Here is a 17,619-nt window from a genome sequence, read left to right on the forward strand (position 1 = left end):
TTTTCTGCTTTTTATATAATGAATAGCAAATGGATTTATCCGAGCACTGTCAGTTCTTTTGGAAAAGAGGTAAGCACTTCAACACCATCAGAGGTGACCAGAACGTCATCTTCAATCCGCACACCGCCGAGGCCTGGCACATAGATGCCGGGTTCGATTGTGAACACGAAGCCTTCATGAAGCAGATCGCTATTGCCTCCGTGTACAGATGGATATTCGTGAACACTCATGCCAAGGCCGTGTCCAACTCGATGGTTAAAGGCAGGGCCATATCCAGCGGATTCAACAACAGCCCGTGCTGCCTGATCTACGGATGCGCAGGAAACTCCCGGGCGAATGGCGGCAATTCCCGCTTCGTTCGAGCGAAGAACTGTATTATAAATCGTTTCCAGCTCAGCCGATAGCTTTCCAAAAGCAAAAGTACGCGTAATATCCGAAGCATAACCATCGGAGTATACGCCCATATCAAACATGAGCAGATCGCCGTATTGCAGCTTGCGGGTGCCCGGAACACCATGAGGCAAGGCTGTTTTGGGTCCAGACAGCACTGTTGTGTCAAAAGACGGACCATCTGCGCCGATTTTTTTCATCTGGTATTCGATTTCGGCCACCAGCTCGACTTCCGTCACCCCTTCACGCACATGGGTGAGACCGTGACGAAGGGCATCTTCTACCAAACGAGCTGCATGTTTCAGACGTTGTACTTCCTCAGGAGTTTTTCTCACACGCATTTCTTGAAGCACTGGACCCAGGTCCACATATTGAGCCGCGCCAATGGCAGTATGTAGCTGTTCGTAACGGAGGACGGAGACGTGCTCCTTTTCCAGCGCGAATGCTTTCACACCGGTGCCTGTGCGTTGACGCAGCAGATCATATGGATTGTCCGTATCGGTGTGGGTGGATATACGAGTCACAGAAGAAGCAGCTTGGGCGGCTTCTGCATCCAGGGCGGGTACGATCAGTTCTGGTTCTTGGTCCCGAAGCAACACCAGACCAAGAAAACGCTCATGCGGATCACTGGCAAAGCCCGTCAGGTAGTAAATATGTTTAGGATCGGTCACAAGCAGGCCGTCCCAAGACTGTGACTTCAGTTCATCATACAGTCGGGTTATTTTCTCATTCATAAAGTCTCATTCCTTTCTGCCTATTTATTCATTATAGCTCTTCATACATCATTATTTATAGCATGGAATGACTTATTCTCTTTCCTGACTTAATGTTTGCAGACGTGCCTGTACATTCTGATCAAAGTAACCACCATGGTAGCAGAGTACCTTTTCAACATCCAATACAGTCAGTTTATCGAGGCTCTTTAGGGCCAGCGGCATATCCGGCGTAGCCGACTCAGCGGGACCGACCAGTTCACCCTCGACTACAAGCAACTCATCTGCTGCCAAAAGTAGCTTTTGTGCGGGCACATACAAGCTGATATGCCCGGGCGTGTGGCCGGGTGTATGTATAATCTGTATTCCTCCACCATAGGGTAGATGCTCACCGTCCTCAAGAATATGAGCAAAGCGCAAATCTGGCAGGCGGCGAATCAGATCCTCTGCTTGTTGCTTGAGCGTAGTATCCAACTGATTAATCCGTTCCGGCGTCAACTTCACAAACGGTCGCTCTCCTGTCATATAAGGGACGTCATCCTTATGGGCTAACAGGGCAGTATTAGGCAGCAAGTCCAGTAGTGCATGAACATTTCCGATATGGTCAATATCCTGATGTGTTAAAATAATTCTTTTCAGGCGGCTGATATCCTCACCCACATCTGAAATAGCCTTGCGTAATGGCTCCAATTGGCCGAGCATTCCCGTGTCAATCAGTGTAAGTCCATCCTCATCCTTGAGCAGTACAGGATAAATGGTCGTTTTTCCAAAAAAAGATTCCATAGGTATTTCCAAAATCAAGAGTTGAGTTCCAATATTCATATTAAGCTGCTTCAGAATCCTTGACTCCGAAACATACCTCCCGTCTCATCGTGTTAAATTGCTTACCTCGTTTTTGTTTTTCCTCAGCTCTATTATAAAACCCTTTGGGACTAATCCGCAAAACAACTCGATATGGCTGATCGGGCGCTTGTCTTGTACAATAAATAAATCACACAATAGGAGGCAGATACGAATAATGAATAAGGACCAATCTTTTTCCATTGAATTTGCGCGCAAAGAGGATCTTCCCGATATTGTGGACATTTATAATTCTACGATCGCAGGACGAATGGTCACGGCAGATCTGGAACCGGTGACAGTGGAGAGTCGAATTCCATGGTTTGAGGCTCATCAGGAAAATCACCGCCCTTTATGGGTTTTAAAACAAAAGGGTACAATTGCCGGATGGGCCAGCCTTCAGTCCTTTTATGGGCGTCCAGCTTATAACGGTACAGCAGAAATTAGCATATACGTCCATGAGGATTCTCGTGGAACCGGAACAGGAAGTCGACTGGTACAGCATCTGCTAAATGAATGTCCGAGACTGGGGATTACAACGTTGTTGGGATTTGTTTTTGGTCATAACGAGCCAAGTATTGGGCTGCTACGGAAGTTTGGTTTTGAGCAATGGGGGTACTATCCGCGTGTAGCTGTGCTGGATAGCATAGAGCGAGATTTGGCGATATTGGGTAAGCGAGTGGATGAATAATAGCTTATGACATATAAATATTCTTTGTAACGTGTACAGAAAAAGGCTGTTTCCAAAATCGTCTCATACACTGCAGATGTACGTGATTGTGGGAGCAGCCTCTTTAACTTTTCTATTTTCATCGCTTTTAGCGCTGTGGTTTAAAACGTATACTGTGAAAAATCTGATTAAGTACCTCTGACAGCACCAAACCGACAGCAATCGCTCCTGCGATCATCAGCGTGCTCATCGCCAGCTCCAGTGCCTGCGGATAATGTTGTTGTACGAACTGGCGCATGGCATTATAGGCCATTCCCCCTGGAACGAGCGGAATTATGCCTGCGACACTGAAAATAATCACAGGCATTTTGTACAGCCGCGCAAAGCCTTGACTGACGATGCCGATGAGGATCGTTGCCAAAAGGCTGGCGCTCACAGGTCCCATGCTGTCCGTAGTTGAATAATAGACCAGCCAGCCTAGCATACCGACGAAACCGCATTGCAGCAGCGAGCGCCGGGGGGCATGGAAAAGTATGCCGAATGCAGCGGTGGCAATAAAGCTTGTGAATAATTGTGCAAGCATAGACTTGAATCTCCTCCGAATCACATATAAGAAATGATCACCGCAACGCCAGCTCCAATGCCGAAAGACGTCAGGCAAGCATCGGCTCCCTTGGAAAGACCCGAAACAAGGTGCCCGGACATTAAATCACGGATGGCATTTGTAATTAACAAGCCTGGAACCAGTGGCATGACAGAGCCAATAATAATTTTATCCATCATCTGTCCCCAGCCTACTATCGTTAATAGAGCCGCCAGCAAACCGATTAGAAAAGATGCAGAAAACTCTGAGAAAAACTTAACCTTAACGAGTCTGTGAAAATACTGTACGGCTGCAAATCCGATACCTCCGCATAACACAGCTGCGGGGAAATCTCGCCAAACTCCACCAAACATGATCATAAAGCAACCGCTGGCCAACGCAGCAGCCATCAGCTGTATACGGTTAGAATAACGGAGGGGACCACATTCAATCTCCGAAAGCTCCTTGACGGCAGCGCGGGGAGACAAATCACCTGTGCTGATTTTACGTGAAATGGAATTGACCTCTGTCACCTTGTGCAAATCGGTGGTCCGCTCTACGATGCGAATGAGCGTGGCAGGCTCCGAGTCATTAATGGCAAAAAAAATCCCAGTTGGTGTGACATAGCTATGGGACTGGGATATGCCATAGGCCGAAGCAATGCGGGACATCGTGTCTTCAACACGATAGGTTTCGGCTCCATTTTGCATCATCAGTTTGCCCGCCAACAGACAAACCTCAATGATTTCAGGAGTAGGATAGGAATGATTATTCATGCTCGCTCTCTTTCATTCGTACCGGGCCGTTCGACCCTATTATTTTCATTTATTGTAGCACAAAAAGCCGCCTTTTCGGAGGCGGTTAGGTTAGGGGAAATCCAAGGAATTCGTCATGATTCTATCATATCAGGAATAACGGTATAGTAGGACTCTTCCAGATATGTTGCGGCCTCAGATAGGCCCATCAACTTAAGCTGTCCAGCTACAAAAGCACGAAGGGCAGAATGGGTGAACAGATGCCGTGTCTGGGCATCTCGAATAAAGGCCAGTCTGGCTTCACGCGAACCGTTGTGGAATAACTCACGCACAGCTTCGCCTTGTTGTTCCCAAAGGAAAGGCTCCGTTACGGTCAAGAGGGCACTCTCCTTAGAAGAGCTATGCTTCGCAGAAGAAGATACCTGAATGCCCAAGCCGTTCAGCGTAGGAGCTGCTTCATTGTGCTTCCGTTCTGTACGCAAACTATCGATATAGGCAGCCATATCCTGAATCGGTTCGATACCAAAGCGTTCCCGGAAGCATTCGCGTACAAACGCGGTACGTTCATCTACAACCTGAGGCAGTCGCTGACCTGCATGTCCAGAATAGTCATCTCCACTGGCGTAGTATCGTTGTAATGAACTGTTCTCTGTATAAACAACACTTAAAAAATCCTGCAAATGACGGGCAACCACCCATACACCCGTCCAATCGACGGGAGATACGCATACGATAGGGGCCTGTGAAAGGTCCTTTTCAAGACCAAAATCCGTTAAAAAGCCATAATGTATTCCGTCCACCCCTGCATGGGCAAAAGGAATAACATCTGGTGGTGTAGCCATATATCGTGGCGCGCGGCCCTGCTCCATAATCAATCCCAAATCAAAACTCAAAGAATGCCGGTTCGCTTCGAGCTCCTTTTCAAATTCTATAAGTGCCTCAATCAAAGGTGTAGCTGATCCATAGGCTAGGTTAGAACCGGAATCCATCGTGTCTGCCTCCCTTATCCAATACATCCATAAAGCGTCCATCCCTAAAAGGTACGTGATTTTACACGAAATGTAAACCTGTATGACGAATCTTTTCAAAAATGTGACCTTTTACCCGTGTGTTGTCAAATAAAACGCTTTCGGGCAAAGCAGGACAAGATACCTATATTAGCTCGGTAGAGAAGTAAAGTGAGTTTGCGAAAATGCGGTCTTTTCAGTGTATGTTAGCAACCGTGAAGTGTGATTGCAGGATGCGCAATGTGAAGGGCAGGGTGCAACGTAACAGGCCAACGGGTATAATATCAGGACAAGGTGAAAAGGAGCGACATCCGAAGATTTAACAGAAAGAAGTGGGTATATGAACTTGCAAAAGAAGGCTGTTTTTTTTGATGTAGATGATACGATGTACGATCATTTGCACCCTACACGCGATGCATTGCGAACAGTATTAGGATTGAGTGAGCGTTTTCCTTTTGAGAAAGCCTACCATCGTATTCGCTATTACAGCGATGTACTATCGGCTAAAGGAGGACTACTGGAGGGGAAGGCAGGGACGCATGAACTGGATGAGATGAGAGAAGGCCGTTTCATTCTGGCTTTACAAGAATTCGGGATAGAAATTACCCGTGAGCAGGCAGTACATGTTCAACAAGAATATTTGGATCGTCAGTACCGAATTGAGCCTTTTGAGGGGGCTACCTCGTTAATAAATGATTTGAGCTCGGCTGGCTTTTTAGTTGGATTAATTACCAACGGTCTTGAAGAACACCAGATGAGCAAGATCAAGGCTATGGCGTTGGAAAATCATGTTGCAGCAGAGCATATCTTTGTATCTGGAACCGTTGGCTATGCCAAGCCTGATCCGCGCATTTTTGAAGTAGTGAACGAACGGACAGGAACGTTAGCAGAGCACTGCTGTTACATTGGGGATTCCTGGCGCAATGACGTGGCGGGAGCTATAGCTGCGAATTGGCAGGTGATCTGGTTCAATCACAGGAACGCTCCCCCGGAAACTGACGTGCTAGGAATCTATAAAACAGCGGCAAGCTATGCAGAGTTAAGAAGGTTGCTTTTGCCGGACGCTCGTTAGACACGGCACATACCGTTTTTTCTAAAAGAATCAACCTATTTTGAAGCCATTCCCAAAGCTAACCCGTAATACTATTTATCTGTTATAGATCTAATTTCATTGGTAATGGTTTAGAACAGAAAAGGAGGGGATCGCGCATGGTAGAACAATGGAGGCAGGCAGAAGACATCATAAGTCAAGTGACCGTATACAGTACAGAGGATAATGATCCGGTTACCATTAAAACAGCCACTCAAGACGTCCGCTGTATTGGCATCGGGACAGATGCGGCCGTATTTACGCTGGATACGTTGCCAGGCTACGCATTCAAGGTGTACTCAGACATGGCGATCGACAAGAAAGATGCGGAGGCCGACGTATATGAGCGTTTGCGAGGGTCTGACTTTTTTCCTCATTATTACGGAAAAGGCGACAAGTATATTGTCATAAGTTATGAATCCGGTATTACGCTGCTGGATTGTTTGCTGCAAGGAATTCCTGTGCCAGAGCAGGTCATTCTGGATGTGGAAAAGGCGAGAGAATTTGTCCGATCCAAGGGGCTGAACCCCCGTGACATCCACCTCAAGAATGTACTCATGCAAGACGGGCGTGCCAAGGTATTGGACGTATCTGAATACGTGAAGGAAGGCGATGACAAGCGCTGGGAGCATTTGGTGTGGGCGTATCATACGTTTTATTCTGGTATCTCGGAGGTTAAAGTTCCCTCATGGATTTTGGATACGATTAAAAAATGGTACTACAAGCTGGACAACTCCAACTTTAATCTGGAGGAATTTGCCCAGCGTGCCAGTCAATTGTTCTCTAAATGGAGGTCATAACCGCTGTGAAGATAACGGATATGCAGTCTGATCTTTCCATAGCAAAAAGGATTGCACCCGCATTTAGGGGAGCAATCCTTTTCTTTTATCTGAAATCCCGAGGCACTCTTCTCGCTGTACCACTCGCAATTGCGGCTTGAATTACCTTTTCACGCACCCGTTGAACCGCACTCTCGTTAAATACACCAGGGATTATATACAGCTTGTTTAGTTCTTCAGGACGGATCGTGCCTGCGATGGCCTCGGCGGCCGCCAGCTTCATCTCTTCGTTGATTTCACGGGCACGGCAGTCGAGCGCTGCTCGAAAGATGCCTGGGAAACAAAGCACATTGTTAATTTGGTTAGGATAGTCCGAACGTCCGGTGGCGATGACACCCGCAATGTCCTCGACGTCCTCTGGCGCAATTTCGGGAACTGGGTTAGCCATAGTGAACAGTACCGGGGCTTCTTTCATACGTTTCACGTCTTCTCGTTGCAGTAGTCCGCCTGCCGAGAGTCCGATAAACACGTCAGCGTCCTTCAGAACCTCGGACAGCGTGCCAGACAGCCGTTCGGGGTTGGTATGCTGCGCATACCAGTTCCACATCTGATGCTCGTATGTTTCATCCGCTGTAAGCGCTCCGTGACGATCTACGCCAATGATATTGACTGCTCCTGCAGATAGCAAAATTTTCGTACAGGCCACACCCGCAGCCCCGATACCACAGACGACAATTTTGACGTCAGACAGGGCCTTGCCGACAACCTTGAGCGCATTGATCAGCCCTGCGTACAAAACGACAGCTGTACCGTGCTGATCGTCATGAAAAACAGGTATGTCCAGCTCGTTACGTAACCGCTGCTCAATCTCAAAGCATCGTGGCGATGAAATATCCTCCAGATTAATACCGCCAAAGGCTGGGGCCAATTGCTTAATGGCCTTAATGATTTCTTCGGTGTCCTGCGTATCCAGACAGATGGGAAAGGCATCGACGGACCCGAGCTGCTTGAACAGCATAGCTTTGCCTTCCATAACTGGCATGGCTGCATAGGGACCGATGTTGCCTAGCCCGAGGACAGCGCTTCCGTCAGAGACGACGGCGACCGTGTTGCGCTTGATCGTCAAACGGAAAGCTTTGTCCGGTTCCTCGTGAATCGCCATACATACGCGTGCCACATCGGGGGTATATACCCGGGATAAGTCATCGCGGTTTTGAATGGGGACCTTGGGCTGCATTTCAATTTTGCCCCCGAGGTGTAATAGGAAGGTACGATCAGAGATGGATAATACCTTAACACCTTGTGCTTTTTTAATCCGGGCAATCATTTGATCGATTTCTGCTGGATCAGCAATGGTGACTGTAATATCTCTCACAGTGACCTTCTCAGAGGTGCGGATGACGTCAATGGCGATTACATCCCCGCCATGTTCGTTTACCAACGTAATCAATTGACCAAATTGGATGTGCTCTGTGGAAATTTCCAGTCGTAAAATGATATTTTTACCGCCAATACCGCCTTGCATGCAAATTCCTCCTTTGTCTTCCATGACAAAATCATACGTAGGATCGATTGATTGCGCTTACAATATGAAGCGGATGTAAAATCTATGCTGATATTTTAAATTAGTGGTTTCTTCCCCTATCATAGTGAACAATCACTCGCTTGTACAGATCAAGTTGAGTAATATCTTTTATTTTGTATCAAAAAAAGGACGAAAGCCTGGCTGTATTTCAGTCCAAGCGATCATCCTTTTTTTCAATGAAATGATTCACTTTATTTTCACGCATTCGATCTGTTACGTCATATTTTTACCGTAGTAAATTTCGTCCATTTCAATTTTGAGACGTGTTGATATATTTTGTTGCTCTTTTTCAGTCAGACTTTCCTTGGTGTAGCCGAACAGGTAATTGTCTAAATCGAATTGTTTTAGCTTACATTTGGTATGGAAAATATTTTCCTGATACACATTCACGTCGATCATGTCATACTGACTGCGCACTTCGTCTGGAATATAGTTTTGAATGGAGCCGATATCATGGTCGATGAAAAGCTTATGTCCATTCATATCACGTGTGAAGCCGCGTACCCGGTAATCAATCGTCATAATGTCGGTGTCGAAAGAATGAGTCAAATAGTGGAGTGCCTTGAGCGGGGAGATTTCCCCACAGGTAGAGACATCAATATCTGCTCGAAACGTACTGATCCCCTCGTCTGGATGATATTCCGGGTAGGTGTGAACCGTAATGTGGCTTTTATCCAGCTGTATCACGACAGATTCAGGTAGGGGGCCTGGTGACTCGGCATAAGATTCAGTCGGAACCTCCACAATGGGTCCCTCTGATATAAGTACTGTCACGCTGGCTCCTTGAGGAACATAATCCTGCTGGGCTACGTTGAGCACATGGGCGCCGATAATGTCAGATACATTCTTTAAAATAGCTGTCAGCCGATCTGAGTTATATTGTTCATCAATATATTCAATATACGCCTCGCGTTCTTCTTTGGTTTTGGTGTAACAAATATCGTACATATTGAAGCTCAATGATTTGGTCAGGTTGTTAAATCCGTGCAGGGTAATCCGCTGTTCCGGTGTTATGGTCATAGGCTATTTCCCCTTATAGTCGCAGTATTCATACATAATATTCCCAACACGCCTTTTCATATACCGATTCATAAAATCAGTTCTGTAGCTGTTAGATTAAAGGCTTGAACAAGTATGTCTTACCCGTTTGGCATAATTAAAAACAGGCAGGGGAGTGGCTTTGTTTTTACATGTATGGAAATTTTAATGTATATATACTTTATTTCTTACTCAGCAATTTTTAAGTAACAGGACTTATAATATGAACTATGTATACGAAGAAGGAACTGAACTGACAGAGAACTCGTAGTAGAACTTAAGAACCAGGTTAGTAATTCAGTAATTTAATGTGTATCACCTTCACAATGCCGAAAGCTTAACCGAATATGATTATAGACCCGGAAAAATAGTGATTTTGTATATTGCATAAATCGAGAAAGCAACTTCAGCTAATAATATGCGTATAATAAAATAAACGTAAGAAGCTGAGAATTATGAAGTTAAAATGAATTTGTTAGCGAGTTTAATTTACAAACCGATCCCATGTTACTGTCAGGATTTTGCACAATTCGATTCCAGTCGCTCCGAAGTGCAAGATATAGACGAACTAAACTACTTCGTTCTATACCTTTGTTCATTGGAAGTCGCTTATTGGATTTTTGCAAAATCCTTTACTGTAAGAAAAACGGTGGAAGGAGTATCAAGATGCTGGCTTTGTCCGATCCGGCCTGGACTCTGCTCCAAGGCCCTTATGGTTCTTCTCAATACGTCCCGGAAATGTTGAAGCAGCTCCAAGCCGGATATGATGGCGAAATGGCTGACACCTTGTATTGGGAGGAGCTGTATCACCAAAATACGTTGTATACTTGTACATTTGCGGCTGTACCTTACCTTGTAGACATTGCGTTAAAAAGTTCTGATATAGGGATTCGTGCAGATATATATAACATTTGCGGAATATTCGAAGCGAAGAATAACAATCCCTTACATACCAAAGTTCCTTTGGAATTTACAAGGGATCAGGTGAAAGTGGATTCTAGTCTGGCTGAATATATTTACGCGCAATATCGGTGTGCCATTGTCCGACTTGCAGAATTGACTGAAGAAATGGTGCTGTATGCGAAAGAACACGAAGGAGATGTCGGTAAACGCTATGTTCTGGCTGCGGGTGCCGCTTTTCAGGGTTATCGCTGCGTAGCTTATATGCTACAAAGCTTCGATACTGGTGACGAATATACGCTGGATTGTCCGCATTGCGGTACCCCGCTCTATATTTGGCCTGATGAACAGAATGACACCTTGGTTGTCTATGATAAGGATCCTGTAAATTCAGATAATCTGGTTCCCCAACCGATTCGCCCCCGTTCATTGGACCATAGAGGTGCTAATATGCAGTGGTTGCACGAATATGCCCAAAAAATTGAAGAGAACAAGCTGATTGCCCAATTACCCTATTTAAATGGTTGGGTAGATTGTCCAGTGTGTAATACGCCCATATATATATGGGATGAGTTGATGAAAATGGCTGATGGTGTTCGGAGGTATACCGCTTAATCAATCAAAAAAGGGTGCTGTCCTTCTACAGCCCCCTCATTTCCTCTTCTATTTTTCTATCTAATCTCCGTATGCTTTGCTCAATTCTACTCCCGGAACGGATTCAAAAAGGTTTTAGGGATGTCGGATTCAAAACGCAGCAATACCCCGGTGACGGGATGAATAAAAGACAATACCCTCGCATGTAGGCCAAGGCGCCCAATCGACTTGGATTTGGAACCGTATTTTTTATCTCCAACAATGGGATGACCGATATCCTCCATATGTACGCGGATTTGATTTTTGCGTCCGGTCTCCAAACGTACTTCCAGCAAAGAAAAATGCCGATTGGCTTGAAGTAGCTTGTAATGAGTGACTGCGTGTTGTCCGTCATTCGGATAAGGACTGGAATACATTTTTAGCGTCTTGCTTTCTTTCAGCCATGAGGTGATTGTACCCTCAGCTTTTTTAACCTGTCCTTCTACAAGAGCAATGTATGTTCGTTCATACACAACTTCCTTCCACGCTTTTTGCATTTCCTGCTGTATGGCTTCGCTTTTCGCAAACATCATCACTCCTGATGTATCACGATCCAAACGATGCAGTACAAAAATACGATTGTACGGATGCTCGCGTCTCACATGGGCCGTAAGCTGGCGATAGGCTGTTACTTCCTGCTCCTGCGCTGAAGCCACGGACAGCAACCCGGCATCCTTATGGATAACGATAATGGCTTCATCCTCATGCAAAATACGTAGCCCAGTCAGTGGTACGACGGGAATTACCTTTTCCTTGGAAAGAGCGACAGTCTGACCTTGCTCCAGTGGAAAATTATACACGGTACGCGGAATGCCGTTGACGGACACCTGCCCACGAGCCAGTGCTGATTTAATGGAGTTGCGACCCATGCCAGTCACATGCTCTACTAAAAAGCTTAACAGCTCGGCAGGCTCCTGGACGATGTATGTTTTGGCAGGGGCTTTATCAAAAGCATTCGTTCCCCGTGGAGCTTCCGGTCTATGGGAGCCAGATCTTCCGGCAGGTTTATGACTGCGTTTGGAATGGCTTGCGTTTGACGTAGATTTTGTATGATTTTTCCGTTGGGGTTTCCGATTGTTCATGGGTTCTTTCTCCTTCTTGGAACCGTGTCTCTTCATAATTATGGACAAATTTTCGGCACCGTGTTCACTATATCATGAGAAAACAGCGAACGCCATAAGGGACTAAACCAGATTGGTAGTCTTCTAGCGGTTGAACATTACCCTGAACCCCGGTAAACTAAAGGTAACGAAAGAAAAGCCGATATGCGTCAAGGACGCTAGAAATATGAGGAGTTTTGAAACTATGAGTGTACAAGCACCAACCTTGGAACGGGCGCAGGACTTGCTGCAAAAATTTTATGGCTATCCCGATTTCCGGGAGGGACAAAAGAAAATTGTGGCCAGTATGCTGGAGGGCAACGATACGTTGGGCATCATGCCGACAGGGGGCGGAAAATCGATATGCTACCAGATCCCCGCATTGTTGCATGAGGGGCTGACCATTGTCGTGTCACCGCTCATTTCGCTGATGAAGGACCAGGTGGATGCGCTGACCACGATGGGGATTGCTGCTGCCTACATCAATAGTACGTTGAGTGGTCGAGAAGTGAATGATCGCATACGAGCCGCACGGAATGGTGACTTGAAGTTACTGTATGTCGCACCGGAACGACTCGAACTGGACTGGTTTCGCGATGAAATGGCTCAGTTGCCGATTTCCTGCGTAGCGGTAGATGAGGCTCACTGCGTATCCCAGTGGGGCCATGATTTCCGTACCAGCTATCTGGCTGTGGCTCCATTCGTGGACGGGCTGTATGAACGTCCAATCGTGGCTGCGTTTACGGCAACGGCGACACCGCAGGTCATGGATGACATCGTGCGCTTGCTTCGTCTGCGCTCACCGGAGACGTTCGTTACAGGCCTTGGACGGCCCAATTTGGCGTTCAGTGTGCTGCGCGGGGAAGACAAACGCAGCTTTTTACTGAATTACGCCCGTGAGCATGAGGGTGAATCCGGCATTATTTATGCTGCGACACGTAAGGACGTGGACGATTTGTACCAACGGCTGCGTGACGCAGGCATGGCGGCTGGACGCTATCATGCCGGGATGACAGATCAGGAACGTGCAGATAGCCAGGAAGGGTTTCTGTACGACGATATCCGTGTCATTGTAGCAACCAATGCCTTCGGCATGGGGATAGATAAATCGAACGTACGCTATGTCATTCACTACAACATGCCTAAAAATATGGAGGCGTACGTGCAAGAGGCGGGACGCGCAGGACGTGATGGCGACCCGAGTCAATGTATTTTGCTGTTCGGACCGCAAGATATTGTGACGCAGAAGTTCCTGATTGAGCAAAATCCACAGGATGAAGACCGCAAGCGTAATGACTATCGCAAGCTCCAGCAGATGGTTGATTATTGCTACACGACTCGTTGCCTACGTACAGCACAGCTTGAGTATTTCGGAGAAGCGGAGGAGCATAAAGCTTGCGGCATATGCAGTTCATGTACAGATGAACGGGAACTGGTTGATATGACCATAGATGCGCAAAAGATTTTTTCGTGCATTCATCGCATGCGGGAACGTTATGGGGTCTCGATGGTCGCCTCGGTGTTGAAAGGCTCGCGTAACAAAAAAGTGCTGCAGTATGGTTTTGACAGCCTACCAACCTATGGCGTGATGGGCAACCGGACGGAAAAAGAGATCGCCGAAATCATCAATGTTCTTGTTTCGGAAGGCTATCTGATGTTGTCCGAGGGACAATATCCGGTCGTACGCTTGCAGCAGCTTGCCGCTGAAGTGCTGAAGGGCCAGCGAGAAGTCATGCAGCGTGTGGTGCGACATGCCACGGCTTTTGCAGGTGGAGCAGGTTCACGCGGACGACAGGGACGCGATGCATACCCGGCTGCAGTCAACGAAACCGTGTTCGAGCAATTGCGCCTGATCCGCCGCGATCTGGCCGCTCAGGAGCATGTACCGTCTTATATCATTTTCAATGATGCGACGCTGCGTGAGATGAGCGTAGCGAGCCCACAATCCGAGGCAGAGATGTTGCGGATCAAGGGTGTCGGAGAAGTGAAGTTCCGCAAGTACGGCAAGCCGTTTCTTGATTTTTTTCATAATCAGGGGAATATCGGGGGAACGGTAAGTGAGGACGAGATTTATGCAGACGATGTGTACGAGGATTTTGAATAGCCATACTAAGGTAAGGATATAACAGTCCATGCAAACTATAGAAGGTTGTGACCTATGAAAGTCATTTTATCAACGTTAAATGCAAAATATATTCATACCTCGCTGGCCATCCGATGTCTCAAAGCCTACAGTGAAAAGGACTTTGATATCGAGCTGGCGGAGTACACGATTAAGGACCCGGTGATGAACATCGTATCCGATTTGTTTCAACGGGGGGCAGATGTCATCGGCTTTTCCTGTTATATTTGGAACATTGAAGAGACGATTAAAGTCATCGATGTATTGAAAAAGATTATGCCCGAAGTCAAAATTGTTCTGGGTGGTCCAGAGGTATCCTACGATACGGATCACTGGATGAAGCGTTTGGCGAATGTGGACTTTATCGTGGTTGGTGAAGGAGAGGAAACATTCCATCAACTGCTGCAGGAGCTGGAAGGGGATCGCAAGTTCCATTTTGTGTATGGACTTGCTTACCGTAAGGGAGAAGAGGTTATTCAGATGCCCGGTCGTCCGAAAGCGGACTTGAACGAGTTGCCGTCGCCCTATCGTTTTGCTGAAGATATACCGGAACTCGGGAAACGGGTTGTTTATTTCGAAACGAGCCGGGGCTGTCCGTTCAGCTGCCAGTTTTGTCTGTCAAGCATCGAAGTTGGGGTGCGCTATTACGATATCGAGCGTACAAAGTCAGATATTCTGTATCTGATCGACAATGGAGCCAACCTAATTAAGTTCGTGGATCGGACGTTTAATATTAAACGCGATTATGCACTGGAAATGTTCAAATTTTTGATTGAAAATCACCGTGGATGTGTCTTCCAGTTTGAGATTACGGCAGATATTATGCGTCCCGAGGTATTGGATTATTTGGCGGAAAACGCGCCGCCGGGCGTATTTCGTTTTGAAATCGGCGTCCAATCAACGAATGATCCTACCAATGAGCTGGTTAAGCGTCGCCAGAACTTTACCAAACTTTCTCGTACTGTTACAAAGGTCAAACAAAGCGGTAAAATCGACCAGCATTTGGATTTGATCGCCGGATTGCCCTTGGAGGACTACAACACATTCCGTAAAACGTTTAATGACGTTTTTGCGCTCGGCCCGGAAGAGCTTCAACTTGGCTTCCTCAAAATGCTGCGTGGCACCGGACTGCGTATCGACGCAGACAAGTATAACTATACGTATATGGATGTTGCGCCGTATGAAATGCTGAGCAATGACGTCCTTTCCTTTGCCGATATCGTCCGGCTCAAGCGCTTGGAAGATGTATTGGAAAAGTATTGGAATTCTCATCGTATGGATCATACAGTCAACTATCTGATTGAGCGTGAATTCTCGTCCGCCTTTGATTTCTTTCAGGAATTCGGAGACTACTGGGAAGGACAGGGCTGGCAAAAAATCGGGCATCAGCTCGAAGACTTGTTCACGCGTCTCCAGTCCTTTCTAGAATCGCGTGGAACAAAGCGAATGGATATGGTGCTTGGACTGATGAAGCTTGATTATTTCCTTAACCATAAATATAAGCCGCGTAAAATTTGGTGGGAGCATGCCTTGGAGAAGAATGATTGGTCCAGCTATATGAAAATGGTTCTCCAGCATCCGGATGCGCTGTTGTCACCTGTGGTGGCAGATGCGAGCAAGGAGAGTACAGGTGAGACGGATGTAGGCAGTCAACAGCCGCAGCCATACCGCGAGATTATCCCAGCCTTTGCTTCCTTGAAGCTGAGTGAAAAAGAACTGCAAAAGCACGCTGTGCTGGATGTACTGCCGTTCAGTCTGGATCATATCCTGAGTGGGGGTAGCCCATTGACTGCCGAAGGCCGCACGCTTCTGCTTGTAGTCTATCAGCAAAATGGACAGCAAAAGCCGCTCTACTACACCATGCCGATCGGCAAAAATATCGCTGCGATTTAATATAAGAGGCATCGACTTTGATATACCAAGAGTCGGTGCCTTCTTTTGTCTTATAAAAAACAGGTGAGCACTCCAAATTTTACATTCGTGTAATCTATTGCTTTACGATACTTTACAAAGCAGATATATGATTACTTTATCATATATGAATATTAAATTTATTGGAGTGTGACCTTGTGAAAAAGCGTTCGATGAAAAAGAGTATCCTTGCTTTAGGTGCTATTACCGTTTTGAGTGCGCCATTGTTATCTGCTAATATCCCTAACGCTTTTGCAGCCTCATCTAATACCAAGTCTACTACGACACAGGTATCCAAAGGACAGAAAACCTCGTCAGCGAAAGTCGATGCCCCTAAGAATGTCATTCTCTTCATCGGCGATGGTATGGGAGAAGCAAGTCGCAACGCGATTCGCTTGGCGACGGTAGGGAAATCGGGATTACTTGAAATGGACAACATGCCTGTAACCGGCCTGGTTAGCACAAGTTCAGGGGATAACCTGGTTACGGATTCTGCCGCCGCTGCGACTGCCATTGCAACAGGTGTGAAAACGTATAACGGCGCGATTGGAATGGATTTGAATAAAAAACCAGTGACAACGATTATGGAGCTGGCTAAAAAAGCAGGCATGTCTACAGGTGTCGTGACGACAAGCCAAGTGACAGACGCAACGGGGGCTGCCTTTGGTGCGCATGTCGAAAAACGCTCCGCTCAAAGCGAGATTGCCAAACAGTATTTGGAGAAAAGCAAGCTGGATGTTATTCTGGGCGGTGGTGAGGATTTCTGGTACCCTGCCGGAACAGTAGGCAAACATCCAGATGCTCCGGCAGAAGATCCTGAGGAAGCGAGTAAGGGAACTCAAGGGAATTTGGTAGAACAAGCGAAGAAGCTGGGATATAGCTATGTGACGGATCAGACAGGAATGAAAGCAGCCAAAGGTTCTAAGTTGCTGGGGCTGTTCGCCAATGAAGAGATGTTCCAAGCTCACAACAAGCAGGGTAACTCTTACAATCCAACGGTTTCTTTACCGGATATGACGACCAAAGCGATTGATGTTCTTTCCAAAAACCAAAAAGGTTTTTTCCTGATGGTAGAAGAAGAAGGAACGGATGAGATGGCGCATGACAATGAAGGTGAGCTAACGATTAAGGCTGGGCAACAGCTCGATAAGGCCGTTAAAGTAGCTAAAGATTATGCCAAAGCACATCCAGATACATTAGTGTTGGTGACGGCAGATCATGAAACGGGCGGTTTGGCGATTGAAGGCGAAGATGCGGAGGATGAATCCGGTGAAGGCGTCTCCAAAGAGGATGGTCCTTTTACTGTAAAAGGCTCTAATGAAAAGTTTTATATTGACTGGACCACGGGAGGACATACATCTGTTGATGTGGCGTTAACCGCGATGGGCCCAGGCTCTTCTCAGTTTAGCGGGAATTACCCGAATACTGCCATTCATGATAAGCTGGTTAAGTTGCTTCAATTAAAGAAATAGCTCGGGGTGTAAGCCGCCACTTTAAAGGCTT

At 46.6% G+C, this 17,619-nt stretch carries 15 protein-coding genes; 7 read left to right on the forward strand and 8 right to left on the reverse strand.

Annotated elements, in window-relative coordinates; translation table 11 throughout:
* Positions 1-35: 35 nt before the first annotated feature.
* On the reverse strand, positions 36-1,124 hold the full coding sequence (locus tag MLD56_RS07105) for a M24 family metallopeptidase (RefSeq protein ID WP_029516400.1): 1,089 nt from the start codon (positions 1,122-1,124) through the stop codon (positions 36-38).
* Between the two features lie 72 nt (positions 1,125-1,196).
* Complete coding sequence (locus MLD56_RS07110) at positions 1,197-1,925, reverse strand: MBL fold metallo-hydrolase (protein ID WP_029516401.1); 729 nt, start codon at positions 1,923-1,925, stop codon at positions 1,197-1,199.
* A 196-nt stretch (positions 1,926-2,121) separates the two neighbouring features.
* On the opposite strand from MLD56_RS07110, the gene MLD56_RS07115 reads away from it, so the two are divergent.
* Positions 2,122-2,634 (forward strand): GNAT family N-acetyltransferase, encoded by a 513-nt coding sequence (locus tag MLD56_RS07115; RefSeq protein ID WP_029516402.1) that lies wholly within the window; start codon positions 2,122-2,124, stop codon positions 2,632-2,634.
* A 127-nt stretch (positions 2,635-2,761) separates the two neighbouring features.
* Here the strand turns inward: MLD56_RS07115 and MLD56_RS07120 are convergent, their stop codons facing one another.
* From MLD56_RS07120 to MLD56_RS07130, 3 genes are all read right to left on the reverse strand, one after another.
* A complete protein-coding gene (locus MLD56_RS07120; RefSeq protein ID WP_029516403.1) occupies positions 2,762-3,196 on the reverse strand; it encodes a threonine/serine exporter family protein in 435 nt (144 codons plus the stop codon).
* A gap of 20 nt (positions 3,197-3,216) precedes the next feature.
* Positions 3,217-3,972 carry a threonine/serine exporter family protein gene (locus MLD56_RS07125; RefSeq protein WP_029516404.1) on the reverse strand — a complete coding sequence of 252 codons (756 nt, stop codon included), beginning with the start codon at positions 3,970-3,972 and terminating at the stop codon, positions 3,217-3,219.
* 113 nt (positions 3,973-4,085) lie between these two features.
* Positions 4,086-4,940, reverse strand: a complete 855-nt coding sequence (locus MLD56_RS07130; RefSeq protein ID WP_029516405.1) for a hypothetical protein — start codon at positions 4,938-4,940, stop codon at positions 4,086-4,088.
* Positions 4,941-5,298: 358 nt separating this feature from the next.
* On the opposite strand from MLD56_RS07130, the gene MLD56_RS07135 reads away from it, so the two are divergent.
* Together MLD56_RS07135 and MLD56_RS07140 are read left to right on the forward strand one after the other, a co-directional pair.
* Complete coding sequence (locus MLD56_RS07135; protein WP_029516406.1) at positions 5,299-6,030, forward strand: HAD family hydrolase; 732 nt, start codon at positions 5,299-5,301, stop codon at positions 6,028-6,030.
* A gap of 137 nt (positions 6,031-6,167) precedes the next feature.
* Positions 6,168-6,848, forward strand: a complete 681-nt coding sequence (locus MLD56_RS07140) for a serine/threonine-protein kinase (protein WP_029516407.1) — start codon at positions 6,168-6,170, stop codon at positions 6,846-6,848.
* Positions 6,849-6,933: 85 nt separating this feature from the next.
* Here the strand turns inward: MLD56_RS07140 and MLD56_RS07145 are convergent, their stop codons facing one another.
* Both MLD56_RS07145 and speD read right to left on the reverse strand, forming a co-directional pair.
* Complete coding sequence (locus MLD56_RS07145) at positions 6,934-8,352, reverse strand: NAD-dependent malic enzyme (RefSeq protein WP_029516408.1); 1,419 nt, start codon at positions 8,350-8,352, stop codon at positions 6,934-6,936.
* A gap of 273 nt (positions 8,353-8,625) precedes the next feature.
* A complete protein-coding gene (speD, locus tag MLD56_RS07150) occupies positions 8,626-9,432 on the reverse strand; it encodes an adenosylmethionine decarboxylase (protein WP_029516409.1) in 807 nt (268 codons plus the stop codon).
* A gap of 684 nt (positions 9,433-10,116) precedes the next feature.
* On the opposite strand from speD, the gene MLD56_RS07155 reads away from it, so the two are divergent.
* Positions 10,117-10,965 carry a hypothetical protein gene (locus MLD56_RS07155; RefSeq protein WP_029516410.1) on the forward strand — a complete coding sequence of 283 codons (849 nt, stop codon included), beginning with the start codon at positions 10,117-10,119 and terminating at the stop codon, positions 10,963-10,965.
* Between the two features lie 86 nt (positions 10,966-11,051).
* Here MLD56_RS07155 and MLD56_RS07160 read toward each other — a convergent pair whose 3' ends face one another.
* Positions 11,052-12,065 (reverse strand): RluA family pseudouridine synthase, encoded by a 1,014-nt coding sequence (locus MLD56_RS07160; protein ID WP_029516411.1) that lies wholly within the window; start codon positions 12,063-12,065, stop codon positions 11,052-11,054.
* A 223-nt stretch (positions 12,066-12,288) separates the two neighbouring features.
* On the opposite strand from MLD56_RS07160, the gene recQ reads away from it, so the two are divergent.
* The 3 genes from recQ (at position 12,289) to MLD56_RS07175 (ending at position 17,588) form a co-directional block, all read left to right on the forward strand.
* The gene (gene recQ, locus MLD56_RS07165) at positions 12,289-14,187 is read left to right on the forward strand and encodes a DNA helicase RecQ (RefSeq protein WP_029516412.1); all 1,899 of its coding nucleotides are present in this window, start codon (positions 12,289-12,291) and stop codon (positions 14,185-14,187) included.
* A gap of 54 nt (positions 14,188-14,241) precedes the next feature.
* The gene (locus MLD56_RS07170) at positions 14,242-16,098 is read left to right on the forward strand and encodes a B12-binding domain-containing radical SAM protein (protein WP_029516413.1); all 1,857 of its coding nucleotides are present in this window, start codon (positions 14,242-14,244) and stop codon (positions 16,096-16,098) included.
* Positions 16,099-16,274: 176 nt separating this feature from the next.
* Entirely contained in the window at positions 16,275-17,588 is a 1,314-nt protein-coding gene (locus tag MLD56_RS07175) for an alkaline phosphatase (RefSeq protein WP_029516414.1), read from the forward strand.
* Positions 17,589-17,619: the final 31 nt, after the last annotated feature.

It is taken from the genome of Paenibacillus peoriae (assembly GCF_022531965.1).
Classification (GTDB): Bacteria; Bacillota; Bacilli; order Paenibacillales; family Paenibacillaceae; genus Paenibacillus; species Paenibacillus polymyxa_D.